Source organism: Glycomyces mayteni, assembly GCF_042428885.1.
GTDB lineage: Bacteria > Actinomycetota > Actinomycetes > Mycobacteriales > Micromonosporaceae > Glycomyces > Glycomyces mayteni.
Map to the genome: position 1 here is coordinate 426,306 of NZ_JBHMBP010000002.1, position 15,448 is coordinate 441,753.

The following is a 15,448-nucleotide window of genomic DNA, read 5'->3' on the forward strand; positions in this document are numbered from 1 at the left end:
GCAATAGGGGAACATGAACAGGAAGGGTGCGACATGAGACGACACAGCAGAAGACGGCGCATCGCGATCGCCCTCGCGCTGGCCGCCGCGGGCGGGCTCGGGACGGTCACCGTCCTCCCGGCCATGGCCCAGGAACCGGAGGAGGACCCCGTGGCCTGGGGCGACTGCGCCGAGACCGTGCCCGGCGGCGAGCGCATGGAGTGCGCGACGATCGCCGTGCCGCTCGACTACGACGAGCCGGACGGCAGGACCATCGACGTGGCGGTCTCGCGCCTCGCCAGCACGAACCCCGAAGAGCGCCGCGGCGTCCTCCTGCTCAACCCCGGCGGGCCCGGCGGCTCCGGCCTCGGCCAGCCGGTGGAGATGGCCGACCTCGGCCTCCCGGGCGGCGTCACCGACGCGTACGACCTCATCGGCATGGACCCCCGCGGCGTGGGCCTCTCCACGCCGGTCAGCTGCGGATTCACCGACGAGCAGGGCCACCGCGGGAACGTCCCGCCCTACGCGGCCGACGACGCCGAGGTCGCGGCGCAAGCCGAGTACGCCCGGACCGTGGCCGAGCAGTGCGCGGCGAACGACACCGAGGGCCTCATGCCGCACATGACCACGGCCAACACCGCCCGCGACATGGACGCCGTCCGCGCCGCCCTCGGCGAGGAGGAGCTCAGCTTCTACGGCGCGTCCTACGGGTCGGTGCTCGGCGCGGCCTACGCCTCGCTGTTCCCCGACACGAGCGGCCAGGTCGTCATCGACAGCAACGTCGAAGGCACCGCCCTCGACTACCGGGCGCAGCGCCGGTGGGGCACCGAGTTCGAACCGAACTTCGCGTACTTCGCCGAGTGGGCCGCCGAACGCGACGGCGCCTACGGCCTCGGCGCGACCCCTGAAGCGGTCGAGGACACGTTCTTCCGGCTCGCCGACCAGCTCGCCGCCGAGCCCGTCGGCGAGTACGACGGCGCGCTGTTCCGGTTCATCGTCTTCGTCTCGCTCTACGGCGAGGACTCCTTCAGCGGCGCCGCCCGGCTCTGGCAGTCGCTCGACGCCGGGGACGCGCCCGCCGCGGACCGCATTCTCGGCGAGATGGACCTGCCCGAGCCCGTCGGCGACGCCGCCGCCGTCTCGCAGTACGACAACACCTGGTCCGCATACCTGGCCGTGACCTGCAACGACGCCGACTGGCCGGAGAACCTGGCGGTCTACCAGGAGACCGCGGCCGCCGACCGCGAGGCGCACCCGATGTTCGGCGGCGCGGGCGCCAACGTCAACCCGTGCGCGTTCTGGGCCAACGACCCGCTCGAACCGCAGGTCGAGATCACCGACGAGGGCCCGGCGAACGTCCTCATCGTCCAGAACGAACTCGACGTCGCCACCCCGCTCCCCGGGGCCGAGGCGAACCGCGAGGCCTTCGGCGACCGGTCCCGCCTCGTGACCGTCGAAGGCTTCGGCCACGGCGTCTACGTGTACGGCGACAACGCCTGCGCACTGAACACCACCACGGCGTTCCTCCTCACCGGCGAACTGCCCGAGGACGACGTCCACTGCGAGGCGTAAGGAACAGGCGAGGGCCGGGCGCAGTCGCGCCCGGCCCTCACTCCCGATCTAGGCCCTCGTGAACCGCAGCGTCACGAGCTGGAAGGGCCGCAACGCGAGCGACACCGATCCGGCGTCGGAAGCGGTGACGGCGGCCCGGTCGGTCTCGCGCTCCAGCAGGTCCGTCTCAAGGACGCCGGCCGCGGTGAAACCGAGGTCGAGGACCGCTTCCGTGCGGGCGCCGTGGGCCTCGTAGAGGCGGACCACGACGTCGCCGGAGGCGTCCTCGGCGAGCTTGACCGTCTCCACGACCACCGCCGGGTTCGCCACGGACACCAGCGGATCGACCGTGCCCGCGGCCGCGGCGCGCAGCGGCAGGTTGAGCCGGTAGCCGGCCTGGACCGCCTCGGCGACGCCGCCGGGGACGAGGGAGGTGCGGAAGACGTGCTCGCCCTGGTCGGCCTCCGGGTCGGGGAACAGCGGGGACTTCAGGAGCGTCTGGCGGACCACCGAGTACGTGCCGCCGCCCTGGCGCGCATGGCGGGTGACGTCGTGGCCGTACGTCGCGTCGTTCGCGACGCCCAGGCCCCGGCCCGCCTCGCCCACGTGGACCCAGCGGTGCGCGCACGTCTCGAACCGGGCCTCGTCCCAGCTCGTGTTCGTGTGCGTGGGCCGCTCGATGTGGCCGAACTGGATCTCCGAGCGGGCCGACGCCGTGTGCACGTCCACCGGGAACGCGAACTTCAGCATCGTCTGCCGCTCATGCCAGTCCACAGTGGTCTCGACGTCGACCGCGGCGCGGCCCGCCTCCACCGTGAACACCTGCGTGATCGTGGAGTCCCCGAGGGTCCGGACCGTGCGCACCGCCGCGCGCCCGGCGCCGTCCTCGACCACCTTCACCTCGTCGGCGGCCACCAGGTCCCGGCCCGAGCGCCGGTACTCGATGTCCACGTCCCACGCGTCGTACTGGCGCGGCGTGTCCGTGAACGCCTGGAGCAGACCTGCGCGCTGGCCCGGCGGCACGGTCTCGCGGCCGGTCGCCGCGTCCGCGAGCGAGGTGATGAGCCCGTCCGCGTCGAAGACCACCCGGACCGCACCGTTGTCGATCACAGTGGATCCGTCGGCGCGCTCCACGGTCACCGCGCCCTCGGTGCGCCTGGGGCCCACCGCGAACGCGGGCACGCCGTCGATCGCGTACGGCCCGGAGTTGACGAAGCCCTCGCCGCCGGAGCCGAGCGCCGCCACCGCATCCGCGATCACCGGCTCAAGGTCCGCCTCGATCTGCGCGTACTCCTTCGCGACCTGGTCGTAGACCCACCCGATCGAAGACCCCGGCAGAATGTCGTGGAACTGGTTGAGCAGCACCGTCCGCCACGACCGCCGCAGCAGCTCGTACGGGTACTCCGCGCCCGCGCGCACCGCCGCGGTCGCCGCCCACAGCTCCGCCTCGTGGAGCAGCGCCTCGCTGCGGCGGTTCCCGCGCTTCGTGCGCGCCTGCGACGCGTACGTGCCGCGGTGGTTCTCCAGGTACAGCTCCCCGGACCACACCGGACGCGACGGCAGCTCCTCCTCGGCCGCCTCGAAGAACACGATCGGCGGCGCGATCCGCACCGTCGGCGACCCCTCCAGGTCCGTCGCGCGCCGCGCCGCCGCCATCATCTCGCGGGTCGGCCCGCCGCCGCCGTCGCCGAACCCGAAGGGCACCAGCGACATGTTCGCCCGGCCCTTGTCCGCGAAGTTCCGCTCGGTGTGCGCCAGCTCCTTCGGCGTGAGCTGGGAGTTGTACGTGTCGACCGGCGGGAAGTGCGCGAAGATCCGCGTCCCGTCGATGCCCTCCCAGTCGAACGTGTGGTGCGGGTACTTGTTCACCTCGTTCCACGACAGCTTCTGCGTCAGGAAGTACCCCGCGCCCGCCGCCCGCGCGATCTGCGGCAGCGCCCCCGTGTACCCGAACGAGTCAGGCAGCCACACCTCGCGCGTGTCGACCCCGAACTCCTCCAGGAAGAACCGCTTCCCTTCCACGAACTGCCGCGCCATCGCCTCCGAACCCGGCATGTTCGTGTCCGACTCGACCCACATCCCGCCGACCGGCACGAACCGGCCCTCCGCGACCCGCGCGCCGATCCGCTCGAACAGCTCCGGGTAGTACTCCTTGATCCACGCGAACTGCTGCGCCGACGAGCACGCGAACACCAGGTCCGGGTCCGCGTCCATCAGCTCCAGCACGTTCGCGAACGTGCGCGCGCACTTGCGCACCGTCTCCCGCACCGGCCACAGCCACGCCGAGTCGATGTGCGCGTGGCCCACCGCGAACACCTGGTGTGCGCTGCGCGCCGCCGGGGCCGACAGGACGCTCCGCAGGGCCTTGCGGCCCGCGACCGCGGTCCCGTGGACGTCGTGCGGGTGCACCGCGTCGACCATCGCGTCCAGCGCCGCGAACAGCTCCGCGCGCCGCGGCGAGCCCTCCGGCAGCTCCAGCGCCAGGCCGCGCGCGGTCGCCACGTCCTGCACCAGCTCCCACACCGTCGCGTCCCGCTGCACCACCGCGATGCGGCCCAGCCGGTAGATCGGCGCGTCCGGCGCGGTCTCCTTGCGCCCCAGCGGGGTCGGCGCGAAGCGCACGCCGCTGGTGAACACGTCCGGGTTCGCCGCCGCCTCCACGTACAGCTCGAACGACTCGCCCGGACGCAGGCCCAGGCGCACGTAGTCGTTCTTCGGCTCGATCGCCTTCAGCGTGCGGCCCGAGCCGTCGAAGACCAGCGCCTCCACCTGGAAGCCCGCGCCCTCGCCGATGAACCCCGGGTCCACCACGAGCTCGACCTCACCGGGCTCGGCCGTCCACTCGGACGGGACCGTCCCGGACACCTTGAACCACACCGTGCCCCAGGCCCGGCCCCAGGCGTGGCCCTCCTCGACCGGCTCGTACGCCTGCCCGACGGCCTCGCCGAACGGCACCGGCTCCCCGGGCGCCGCCCAGGCCGACACCCGGACCGGCGCGCTCGCCCGCTCCCTCGCCGGTTCCAGGCGCTCCTTCACGAAGCGGTCGAGGCGGACCTTGACGGCGTGCTGCTGCTGATGCAATTGAAACTCCTCAATGGGGGAGGGTCGTGAGCATTCGACGTGCCGGGTCGGCCCCGCCCGGGGCCGATGCGAGTGTAAGCCTTTTCCCGGGCTTCACGAAACGGGCGGAAGCGGACCGTTCGCTCCCCGTGTCGCTCAAGCGATCCCGAAGGCCGCCAGGACCTCGGTCAGCGTCCCGGGCCCGCCGACGTTCCCGGGGACGACCGCGTACCGCCGCTCCCGGCCGTCGCGGCCCCGCAGCGACCACGCCGACACCCCCGGCAGGACCTGCCCGAGCACCAGCGCCGACGACGCCCCGATCCCGGTCCGGGCCACCTCCGCGGACGTGATGCCGCCCTTGGCGACCACCGTGTCCACGTGCGGGAGCGCCTCCCGCACCGCGGCCGTCAGCGCCGCCATGACGCGCTCGCCGTGCGCGAGGGTCCCGTGCCCCGCCGACCGGTCCCGCTCGCTCGTCAGTACCGCCACGGGTCGCCGCTCCAGCGCCGCGAGGACCGCGGCCGCGGCCGCCCGCCCTTCGGCCTCCGGATCGGCGAGCGCCGCCCGCGTGTCGACCACGACGGGCGCGCCCCACGCGGCCGCGACCGGCGCGAGCTGCGCCGTGGCCCCGCCGGTGTGCGAGCCGCACACCAGGAGCGCCTTCCCCGGGTCACTCGTCAGCGGCACCGGCAGGAGCCCGTCGCTGGCGACGCCCGCGAGGGCCGCGGCCAGCGGCGCGGCCGAACGCGCGACGACCCTCACGCCGCGGGCCTCGGCCACCTCGATCGCGGCGGCGATCGCGTCGATGTCCCCGGCCCCCACCGCATCGGGGAGCACGACGGAACCGGACGGGGCCGCGGCGATCACCTTGTCGAGCCCGCCGCCGCGCACGGTCTCCAGCGGGACCGGGACCGGCTTCCGCCCGGACCGCGCCGACGCGAACTCCGCGAGCGTCCCTTCGGCGTACCCGAAGACCGGGTCCCGCGCGTACTCGCTGCGGTCGGCGGGCAGGTCCTCGTCGCCGACGCGCACATAGTGGACGCCGCCGCGGGTGGTCCTGCCGCCGTCGGGGAACGCGGGCGCGAAGACCATGACCCCGCCGCCGCCGAGGAACACCTCGGTCTCGGCGAACACGTGCCCGCGGAGCGTCGAGTCGCCGCGGAGCACGAACCTGACGGCCTCCCCGAGCCGCTCGCCCGCCGCGAGCCCGTCGGCGCGGATGCGCTTGGCGAGCGCGACGGCCTCCGGTTCGGGCAGGGCGCGGCTGTTGGTCTGCACGTAGACCGCGTCGTCGCGGCGCAGCGCCGCGGCGAGCAGGTCGGCGGTGGCGTCGAACAGGACCGTCACGCCGGTGGCGGCCTGGGTGCCGGTGGGGTCGTCGTCGAGGACGATGGTCTTCACGCCGCGCCCCCTAGACCGCTTCGAGTCCCGCGTCCCGGTACCGCGCGAGCGCGGCGGGCGACGCGAGGTGCGCCACGAGCGCCCGCGCGGCCTCGCCCGCCCCGGCGCCGGTCGCGGCAGCGAACACCGTGTAGTGCTGGGCCGCTTCGGGAAGCGGCCCCACCAGCCGGGCCTGCGGCACGAACCGCAGTTCGCTGAGCTGCTGCACGGCGAGGTCGGCGCGCCCGTCGAGGAGGGTCTCCGCGACGAAGCCCTTCTCCACCACGGTGGCGCGGGCGTTGACGCGGTCGGCGATGCCGAGGTCGCCCAGGAGCGACGCGAAGTAGACGCCGGAGGCCCCGGTCCGCGAGTACGCGACGGACCGGGCGGCGACGAGCGCGGCCTTCAACGCATCCACAGTGGATATGTCGGGCAGGTCGCCGCCGCCGGGCGGCGCGGCCACGCCGACCCCGACCTTGGCGATCTCGGCCGCCTCGTCCAGGACGCCCGCCGCGACCAGCTCCGCGAGCTGGCCGCCCACGCCGATCATCACGTCGGGGAGGTCGCGGTCCTCGATGCGCCGCAACAGGACGTTGGTCGGGTCGTAGACGGTCGCCACCTCGTGCCCGGTGGCGGCGGTGAAGTCGTCCAGGACGCCCGCATCCAAAGCGAGGCGGACGGCCAGGGTGCTGAACAGGCGGATCATGCGCGGGGCCTTTCGGTGAGCTGGGATTTCAGGAGCGCGGCGGCGGCGAGCGGGCCGGAGACCACGGGGACGCCGAGACGGTCTTGGAGCAGGTCGGCGGCGGGCGCGAGCGAGTACTGGGCGAGGACCACCGCGTCGTACCCCCGGCCCGCCCGGACCGTGGCCTCCAGCGCGTCGGCGAGCGCGGCGGTGTCCCCGCTGCGGCTCGGACCCATTGCGGCCGTTGACGTCGCGGACTCGACCTCGGTCCCGCCGGCCACCGCGCGGAGCCGCTGCGCCGCGTCGAGGGCCGCGGTCTGGAACGACGCCACGACGAGCACGTTCGCCCATCCTTCGCGGGCGACCCGCGCGAACGCGGCCTCGTCGGGTGCGAGGACCGGGACGCCGAAGTCCGCGGTCGCGACCGGTCCGTACATCGAGCACGTGAGCAGCACCCCGGCCGCCCCGCCGTCCTTCGCGAACGCGATGAGCCGCCTCATCCGCTCGGCGAGTGGGGGAGTGAGCCCGCCCGCCGCGTCCGCGTCTGGCAGGAGCCGGTCGTCCAGGAGGTTCCACGGCTCTGCCTCGGGGAAGCCCGCGGCGAGCCCGTCGACCGCGGGCGCGACGGCCGCGGTCGTCCCGTGGATGAGCGCGATCCTCACGGCGCCAGCTCCTCTCGCCACCCCAGGCCCGCAACAGTGCCCGCGGCGGGCGCGTACTCGCACCCGATCCACCCGTCATACCCGCTCGCCTTGATCGCGGCGAACACGGACTTGAAGTTGACCTCGCCGGTGCCGGGCTCGTGGCGCGAGGGCGGGTCGGCGATCTGCACGTGGAACGCGCCGGGCAGCTCGGTGCCGAGGAGCGTCAGGAGGTCGCCCTCGTCGATCTGCGCGTGGTACACGTCGAGCAGGACCCCGACGTTCCCCGCGTCGCAGACCTCGGCGACCGCGTGGGCCTGCGCCTGCGTCTCCAATATGAACCCGGGCGCGTCGCGCTTGTTCTGCGCCTCCAGCAGCAGCCGCACGCCGGTGCCCGCGGCCTGCTCGGAGGCCCACGCGACGTTGGCGACGTACCGCGCGAACGCCCGGTCGCGGCTCGTCCCGGGCGGGACCATGCCGCCCACGAGGTGCACGAAGTCCGCGCCGAGCGCGACCGCGTAGTCGAGGGCGCTCAGGAACTCGTCCCTGAAGCGCGGCACGAGGTCCGGGAAGCAGGTGATGCCCTGCTGCTCCGGCGTGCCCTTCGCGCCCATCGGCGTGTTCACGAGTACCTGGTGCAGCCCGTTGTCGTCCAGGCGCTTCCGCAGCTCGCCGGCCTCGTACGGGTACGGGTCGGGGAACTCGACGCCGGTGAACCCGGCCGCGGCGGCGGCCGCGAACCGGTCGAGGAACTCATGCTCGGTGAACAGCCACTTCAGGTTCGCGTCGAACCGCAGCGCACTCATCGGGCCCCCTTCAGGTAGTCGGGGTTGACGAGGTTACCGGGCCGCGGGTTCCCCGCGAGGAAGTCGGCGACCTGCCCGGCGGCCATGAGGCTCGACCGGGCCCGCGCCTGGTGCGTCGCCGCGCCGATGTGGGCGGTCACGAACACCCGGTCGAGGCCGCGCAGCGGGCTGTCGGCGGCGAGCGGCTCGGTCTCCAGGACGTCGAGGGCCGCGCCGCGCAGGTGCCCGGAGCGGACCGCGTCCGCAAGGGCCGCTTCGTCGAGCACGCCGCCGCGCGCGGTGTTCACGATGAACGCGCCCGGCTTCATCGCGGCGATCCGGTCGCCGTCGATGAGGTTCCGGGTCGACTCGTCCAGGAACAGGTGCAGCGTCAGGAAGTCGGCCGCCTGGAGCACCGCGTCGAGCGTGCCCCGCTCGACGCCGTGGTCCCCGGCGAAGTCCGCGTCGAAGTACGGGTCGTACGCGATCACGGTCATCCCCAGCGCCCGCGCGACCCGCGCGACGGCCTTGCCGATCGAGCCGAGGCCCACGATCCCGAGCACCGATCCGGCGAGCTCGGTGCCGCTGGGCTGGTCCCAGCGGCCCTCGCGCACCGCCGCGATGTTCTGCGGCAGCAGGCGGGCCCCGTTGACGAGCTGGCCCAGGACCAGTTCCGCCACGGACTCGCGGTTGACGCCGGGCGTGTACGTGACGGCCACGCCCGCCTCGGTCGCGGCGGCCACGTCGATGTTGTCGAACCCGACCCCGCAGCGCCCGAACACCCGCAGTCGCGTTGCGGCACTGATGACCTCGGCGGTGAACTTGTCCGTGCCCGCGACGACCGCATCGGCGTCGGCGATCGCCTCCACTAGGGACTGACCTCCGGCCTTCCGGTCCGCGGCGCGGGCGAACACGACCTCGTGCCCCGCGTCGGTGAGGAGCCGGTCGACTTCGCCGCCCGGCTCCAGGTAGGCGGTGGTGACGAGCACTCGCGCGCTCATGAGCCCTCCTTGCGGACCTGGGTGTAGACGGCGACGGTGTACTCGCCGATGCCTTCGGTGCCGCCTTCGCGGCCGTACCCGGAGGACTTGACGCCGCCGAAGGGCGCTTCGGCGACCGCGAGCGCGGTGCTGTTGACGCCGATCATGCCGACGTCGAGGCGCTCGGCCACCTCGCGCGCCGCGTCCTCGGGCCCGAAGATGTAGGCCGCGAGGCCCTGCTCCACGGCGTTCGCGCGCGCCACGGCCTCGTCGAGGTTCTTGTAGGGCAGGACGGGTGCGACGGGCCCGAACGGCTCCTCGGTGAGCATCCGCGCGTCCTCGGGCACGTCCGCGACGACGGTGGGCGCGTAGAACCAGCCCGGCCCGTCGAGGCGGTGCCCGCCGGTGAGGACGCGGGCCCCGCGCTCGCGCAGGTCCGCCACGAGCGACTCGACGGCGGCGAGTCGCCGCGCGTTCGCGAGCGGCCCCACCTCGACGCCCTCGGCGTCCCCGGGCCCCACTGTCAGTGCGGCGGCGGTCTCGGCGAACGCCGCCGCGAACGCCTCCGCGTCGGCTTCGGGCACGAAGAACCTGGTGGGGGAGATGCACACCTGCCCCGCGTTCCGGAACTTCGCGCCCGCGAGCGTCCTCGCGGCCGAGGCGATGTCGGCCCCGGGGAGCACGATCACGGGCGCGTGGCCGCCGAGTTCGAGGCTGAGCGGCTGGAGGTGCTCGGCGGAGAGCCGCACGAGCTCCCGGCCGACCGGGATCGACCCGGTGAGCGTGATCTTGCGGATCACCCGCGACCCGATCACCTGCGCCGCAATGGAAGGCGCGTCGCCGGTGACGACGGCGACCGCGTCCCCGGGCAGGCCCGCCTCCACGAGGCACTGCGCCATCGCGATCGCCGCGCTCGGGGCCTCCTCTGCCGGTTTGACGAGGATCGAGCACCCGGCCGCGACGGCGGGCGCCATCTTGCGGGCCGGGAGCGAGGCGGGGAAGTTCCACGCGGTGAACGCGGCGACGGGCCCGATCGGGCGCCGCTCCACGGTGAACTCGCGGTCGCCCTCGCCCCAGGCCCGGCCCAGGTCGCGCACGGCCTCCCGCGCGAACCAGTCGAAGTACCCGGCGGACTGCTCGATCTCGGCGCGGGCCTCGCCCAGGGGCTTGCCCTGCTCGGCGGTGATCGCCCGCGCGACGTCCTCGGCGCGGCCGCGCAGCAGTGCCGCGGCCCCGGTCAGGACCCGCGCCCGCTCCTCGGGGGCCGAGCGGCGCCAGGCGTCGAAGCCCCGCGCGACCGCCGCGAGCGCGTCGTCCACATCGGATTCGGTGGCGAGGGCCGCGCTGCCGGCGGCCTCGCCCGTGGCGGGGTCGTGCAGCGGGACGGCCCCGCCCTCGGCGGCCGCGCGGAGGCGGCCGCCGACGTACAGGAGTGCCTCGGTCATCGCGGTTCCAGGACCACGAGCGACACCGACGGCAGCGGGAGCGCGGTCTCGTACCGCAGCGCCCCGCCCTCGGCCTCGACGGTGCGGGCGTCCCCGACGGTCTCCAGGCCCTGCCTCGCGTGGATGGCCTTGAGCGCGTCCGCATCCGGTTCCTGCGGGGACCCGAGGGCCTCCCACACGGTGTGCGCGTTGGAGTGGTCGGCGTCGATCCGGTACTCCGTCGCCGTGTACGACCCGGCGGCGAGGCCGCTGAACGCGAGAACGGCGGCCGTCTGCTCGGCGTCCTGCGCGTACTGGTCGTCGCCGTGGCGCCACACGAGCGCGGTCACGGTCCCGTCGTCCGCGATGGACGCGAGCGCGTCGACCTCCTCGGGCATCCCGTACTCGCGGCCGGAGAGGTCGTCGATGGGGAACGCCCGGTCCGAGACGGCCGGGAGCCGCCGGTCGCCGAGCTTCGCGAAGAGCCGGTAGGCGTTCATGAACGGCTTCTCGATGCCGCCCTGGGTGGTCCAGGACCGGGTGCCCTCGAAGTACCGCTCGCCCTCGAAGTAGAACGACCAGGTGGTGGCCTGCTCGATGTTGTCGCCGTGGTTCGCGGCGAGGTCGAGGAGCTTCTTCATGAGCTTGGCCTGGAACACCGGGTAGTACTCGGTGTTCTGGAACCGGAAGTTCGGGTTGTCGTAGGCCGAGTGGTGCGCGGGCACGCCCGCGTCGCACTCGTCGATGAGCGCGGGCAGCGCCGCGTACTCGGGGAACTCGTCCATGACCGCGAGGAGCCGGTCCACCTCGAACAGCATCTTCATCGCCGAGGGGGACTCCTGGACGGGCGCGGGCGCCCCGATGGGCCCGTAGGTGCGCCACGGCGTGAACGCCGAGCCCTTGGTGTGGAACGAGACGTAGTCCAGGGGCGTCCCGGTCGCCTTGCAGTGCTCCAGGAACCCGCGCAGGAACGCCACGCCCGCGTCGCCGCCGGTGACCGAGGGCCCGCCGACGCGCGCGTCGGGGAGCACGCTCCGGATGGCCTCGGCGGTGACGGTGTACAGGTCGTAGTACTGCTGCGGGGTGCCGCGCCAGTAGAAGATGTCGGGCTCGTTCCACAGCTCCCACACCCAGTGGGAGACCTCCTCGGCGCCGTACCGTTCGAGGACGTGCGCGGCGGTGGCGGCGCACAGCCCGGCCCACTTGCCGTAGTCCTTGGGCGGGAACGACCACAGGCCGTGCTCGTAGGCGCTGTAGACGGTGGGGCTGGAGATCACCGGGAACACGTCGTGGGCCTTCTCGGGCACGAGGTCCTTGGGGGTGAACCCGAGTTCGACGAGCACGTGGTGGCCGGCGCCGGTGATGGCGTCGTAGGTCTCGTCCAGGAGCGTGAAGTCGTAGAACGGCTCGCCGTGCTCGTCCTCGTGGTAGACGTTCCCGTTGCCCCAGTGCGGCTGGCCCCAGCCCGAACCGGAGCAGAACATGTAGTGGGGGCGCACGTGGAACGGGCGCGGGGAGAACTCGCCGATGCTGTTCAGCAGCTTCTTGCCGTCGGGCCGGTACGTGTAGTTGATCTCGTCGTAGCCCATGCTCGCCCAGATCGGCGCGAGGTCCCCGGTGGGGGAGGCGGCGTCGATGCGGACCTCCGCCTCGCGCACGTGCCGCGGATTCGGGTCGGACAGGGCCGCCCTCGGGTGGGCGCGGTTGTGTCCCGCGTGCTCGGAGGAGCGGATGGTGTCAGCCATTGTCAACCTTTCAGACCGGTGTTGCTGATGCCCTCGACGATGAATCGCTGGGCGATGAGGAAGATGAGCAGCGGCGGGGTGATGGCGAGGATCGTGGACGCCATGACCACCCCGTATTCGCCGTCCCCGTAAGCGGATCGGAACGTGATGAGCGCGAGCGGGAGCGTCTGCATGCTCGGGGTGGAGGTGGCGATGAGCGGCCACAGGAAGTCGTTCCACGCCGCGAGGAACACCAGGATGCCGAGCGTGGCCAGGCCGGGCCGGATGAGCGGCAGCACGATGTAGCGGTAGTTCTGCCACGCGTTCGCGCCGTCGATCTTCGCCGCCTCGGTCAGCTCCACGGGCAGGTTCGCGATGAACTGCCGCAGCAGCACCACCCCGAACAGGGACACCACGTGCGGGATGATCAAGGCGCCGTACGTGTTCAGCAGGCCGAGCGCGGCGAACTGCTTGAACAGCGGCACGAGGATGACCTCCGTGGGGACGAGCATCATGAGGACGATCGCGGCGAGCACGACCGCGGAGCCGCGGAACGGCAGCCGGGCCAGCGCGTACGCCATCATCGAGCACACCACCAGCGCGAGCGCGGTCGCCACGACGGCGACGACGGTGCTGTTGAAGAACGCCACGAACACGTTCACGGCGCGACCGTCGGGCTGCACGAGCTTCGACCAGTTCTCGCCCGTCGGGTCGGAGGGGAGGAACCCGGAGCCGGAGGTGATCCGCTCGGCGTTGAACGAGCCGACGAGGACCCACAGGATCGGGAGGGTCCACGCGAGGGCGAGGACCGCGGCGACGACAGTGCCGATGCGGCGGGCCCGCCGGTCGGGGCTCTTGGATCGCGGGCGCAGGACGGCGGCGGTCATGAGGCCCTCCTTCGGGTGAGCGCGAGCTGGACGACGGTGACGACGAGGATGATGAGGGCGAGGGTCCAGCCGATCGCGGCGGCGTACCCGGTCTGGAAGTCGCGGAACCCGGACTCGTAGAGCATCTGGAGGACCACGCGGGTGGACCCGGAGGGCCCGCCCTGCGTCACGAGGTACACCTGCTCGAAGACCTTGAACGAGTCGATGAGCCGCAGCAGGACCACGAGCATGAGCACCGGCGCGATCGCCGGGAGCGTGATGTGCCTGAAGCGCTGCCACAGGTTCGCGCCGTCGATCTTCGCGGCCTCGTAGAGCTGCGCGGGGATGTCCTGGAGCGCGGCGAGGAGCACCAGCAGCGGGAAGCCGACGCGCCACCACAGGGTGATGAGCACGACCGCGCCCATGGCGTCGCCGGGCGTGGACAGCCACGCCTGCTCGGGCATCCCGATCGCGCCGAGGATCTGATTGACGTTGCCGCTCAAGGGGTTCAGCGCGGTCTGCCAGATGATGGCGACGGCCGCGCCGGTGAGCAGGTAAGGGGAGATGAACGCGGCGCGGATGACCCCGCGGCCGCCGAGCCGCTGGTTGAGCAGCATCGCCAGCAGCAGGCCCACGGCCACCAGGACGGGCACGTTGAGGACCACGAACAGGGCCGTGTTCCCCAGGGCCGCGTGGAAGTCCGGGTCCGAGATCAGGCTCGCGTAGTTGTCGAGGCCGACGAACCCGCCGGTGCCCTCGGCCATGTTGGTGTCGGTGAGGCTCACGTACAGGCCGTTGACGACCGGCACGACCCACAGGAACACCAGGAGCGCCAGGAACGGCGCGGCGAACAGGATGCCGACGCGCGTGAGGCGCCTGCGCCGCTTGGGCGCCGCCGCGGGCGCCTCGGTCCGCTGTTCCATCGTTGCGGTCATCGGGCGGCCCCCTTGATCGCGGCGGTCGCCTGGCCGGCGGCCTCGGACATGAGCGACAGGTCCTCGTTGCGGTACACGATGGACTGGGTGGCGCTGGTCAGGTACGTGAACGCCTGGTTCCAGCGCGGCACGTACGGCACGAACCTCGCGCGCGGCTGCTCCTGGACGAACGTGGTCATCGCGGTGACGACCGGGTCGTCGCTGGCGGCGATCGCGGCGTCAACCCCGTTGAACGAGGGCGCCTGCGACCCGGCCCAGGTGACCGAGCCTTCGCGCACGACCCACTCGATGAACTTCGCGGCCTCGGCGCTCACCCACGCGTCGTTGCTGCGCTGCTTGGGGATGCAGTACACGTGGGAGGTGGCGGCCACGGCCGGGGCGGCGTCGAAGAACACCGGGAGCGGGGCGACCCCGAACTCCTTCCCGTCCTCCTCGTTCGCCTTGACCATGTCGGCCAGGCCCCACGGGCCGATGAAGATCATCCCGACCTGCTCGTCCTGGAACTGCTGCCCCATCTGGACGCCGTCGAGGAGCTGCGAGGGCGCGATCTCGTCCTCGTGGACCCAGCGCCGCTCCATGTCGATCGCCTCCAGCGAGGCGTCGGAGTCGAACACGGCGGTGCCGTCCTCGGCGACGAGCGTGCCGCCGTTCTGCCAGTTCATGGTCAGCCACGGCATCCACGTGGCGGGCTCGCGGATGAACCCCCACACGCCGCTCTCCTTGAGCGCCTTGCCCGCCGCCACGAACTCGGCGGCGTCGGCGGGCGGGCGCTCGGGGTCGAGCCCGGCCTCCGCGAACAGCCTTTTGTTGTAGACCATCGCCTGCGGGCCGGTGCTCATGGTGACGCCCAGGCGCCTGCCCTCCACGACGGCCAGGTCCTGCGTGCCCTCCACGAAGTCGTCCTCGGCGAAGCCGAACGACGCGAGGTCGAGCTCGTGCAGGAACCGCCGCAGGGGCGGGACCTCGTTGTTGTGCAGGGCCATGATCGCGGGCGGGTTGCCCGCGATGGACGAGGTGACGAGCTTGGTGAGGTAGTCGCCGCCGTACGCGGGCGCCGACATGCGGATCTGCGCGCCGGTGGACTGCTCGTTGTAGCGGTCCACGATGCCCTGCATGACGACGCCGTCGGGCCCCGTGTAGAAGGTGACGAATTCGAGGACGTTCCCGCCCGCGGCGGTGGTGTCGTCGAACGGGGAGCCGCAGCTGGTGAGGAGCGGCCCGGCGCTGAGCGCCGCACCCGCTCCGAGGAGTGCTCTTCGGGATATCTGGACCATTCGGCGCGCCTCCTTGCGCGATCCGGTGCCGCTGTCAGGGGTCGGCCCCGTCCCGGGGGAGGGCCTGTCGGCTCGGGTTTTCGAGGGCACCGGTGCCGACCCCGGGAACGCTAACCCAGCGATTGAAGATTGTCAACAATAAATAATCTGCAAATCGGTGGTAC

At 72.8% G+C, this 15,448-nt stretch carries 12 protein-coding genes; 1 reads left to right on the top strand and 11 read right to left on the bottom strand.

From position 1 onward, the window contains the following. Nucleotides 1–33: 33 nt before the first annotated feature. A complete protein-coding gene (locus ACFFXY_RS08630; protein ID WP_382348428.1) occupies nt 34–1,551 on the top strand; it encodes an alpha/beta hydrolase in 1,518 nt (505 codons plus the stop codon). Nucleotides 1,552–1,599: 48 nt separating this feature from the next. Here the strand turns inward: ACFFXY_RS08630 and ACFFXY_RS08635 are convergent, their stop codons facing one another. The 11 genes from ACFFXY_RS08635 to ACFFXY_RS08685 form a co-directional block, all read right to left on the bottom strand. Then, a complete protein-coding gene (locus tag ACFFXY_RS08635) occupies nt 1,600–4,611 on the bottom strand; it encodes an alpha-mannosidase (protein WP_382348431.1) in 3,012 nt (1,003 codons plus the stop codon). A 135-nt stretch (nt 4,612–4,746) separates the two neighbouring features. Next, nucleotides 4,747–5,991, bottom strand: a complete 1,245-nt coding sequence (locus tag ACFFXY_RS08640) for a four-carbon acid sugar kinase family protein (RefSeq protein ID WP_382348434.1) — start codon at nt 5,989–5,991, stop codon at nt 4,747–4,749. A 10-nt stretch (nt 5,992–6,001) separates the two neighbouring features. Continuing rightward, the gene (locus ACFFXY_RS08645) at nt 6,002–6,676 is read right to left on the bottom strand and encodes a substrate-binding domain-containing protein (RefSeq protein WP_382348437.1); all 675 of its coding nucleotides are present in this window, start codon (nt 6,674–6,676) and stop codon (nt 6,002–6,004) included. Continuing rightward, entirely contained in the window at nt 6,673–7,317 is a 645-nt protein-coding gene (locus ACFFXY_RS08650) for a hypothetical protein (protein ID WP_382348440.1), read from the bottom strand. The genes ACFFXY_RS08645 and ACFFXY_RS08650 overlap by 4 nt, the downstream gene beginning before the upstream one ends. Beyond that, entirely contained in the window at nt 7,314–8,102 is a 789-nt protein-coding gene (locus ACFFXY_RS08655; protein WP_382348443.1) for a hydroxypyruvate isomerase family protein, read from the bottom strand. Before ACFFXY_RS08655 ends, ACFFXY_RS08650 begins: the two co-directional genes overlap by 4 nt. After that, nucleotides 8,099–9,082, bottom strand: a complete 984-nt coding sequence (locus ACFFXY_RS08660) for a phosphoglycerate dehydrogenase (RefSeq protein WP_382348446.1) — start codon at nt 9,080–9,082, stop codon at nt 8,099–8,101. The genes ACFFXY_RS08655 and ACFFXY_RS08660 overlap by 4 nt, the downstream gene beginning before the upstream one ends. Continuing rightward, nucleotides 9,079–10,506, bottom strand: a complete 1,428-nt coding sequence (locus ACFFXY_RS08665) for an NAD-dependent succinate-semialdehyde dehydrogenase (RefSeq protein WP_382348449.1) — start codon at nt 10,504–10,506, stop codon at nt 9,079–9,081. Before ACFFXY_RS08665 ends, ACFFXY_RS08660 begins: the two co-directional genes overlap by 4 nt. Further along, nucleotides 10,503–12,230 (bottom strand): GH39 family glycosyl hydrolase, encoded by a 1,728-nt coding sequence (locus tag ACFFXY_RS08670; protein WP_382348452.1) that lies wholly within the window; start codon nt 12,228–12,230, stop codon nt 10,503–10,505. The genes ACFFXY_RS08665 and ACFFXY_RS08670 overlap by 4 nt, the downstream gene beginning before the upstream one ends. A 2-nt stretch (nt 12,231–12,232) precedes the next feature. Next, the gene (locus tag ACFFXY_RS08675; protein ID WP_382348455.1) at nt 12,233–13,096 is read right to left on the bottom strand and encodes a carbohydrate ABC transporter permease; all 864 of its coding nucleotides are present in this window, start codon (nt 13,094–13,096) and stop codon (nt 12,233–12,235) included. Beyond that, complete coding sequence (locus tag ACFFXY_RS08680; protein WP_382348458.1) at nt 13,093–14,010, bottom strand: carbohydrate ABC transporter permease; 918 nt, start codon at nt 14,008–14,010, stop codon at nt 13,093–13,095. Before ACFFXY_RS08680 ends, ACFFXY_RS08675 begins: the two co-directional genes overlap by 4 nt. Continuing rightward, on the bottom strand, nt 14,007–15,284 hold the full coding sequence (locus ACFFXY_RS08685) for an extracellular solute-binding protein (RefSeq protein WP_382348461.1): 1,278 nt from the start codon (nt 15,282–15,284) through the stop codon (nt 14,007–14,009). Before ACFFXY_RS08685 ends, ACFFXY_RS08680 begins: the two co-directional genes overlap by 4 nt. Nucleotides 15,285–15,448 lie beyond the last annotated feature (164 nt).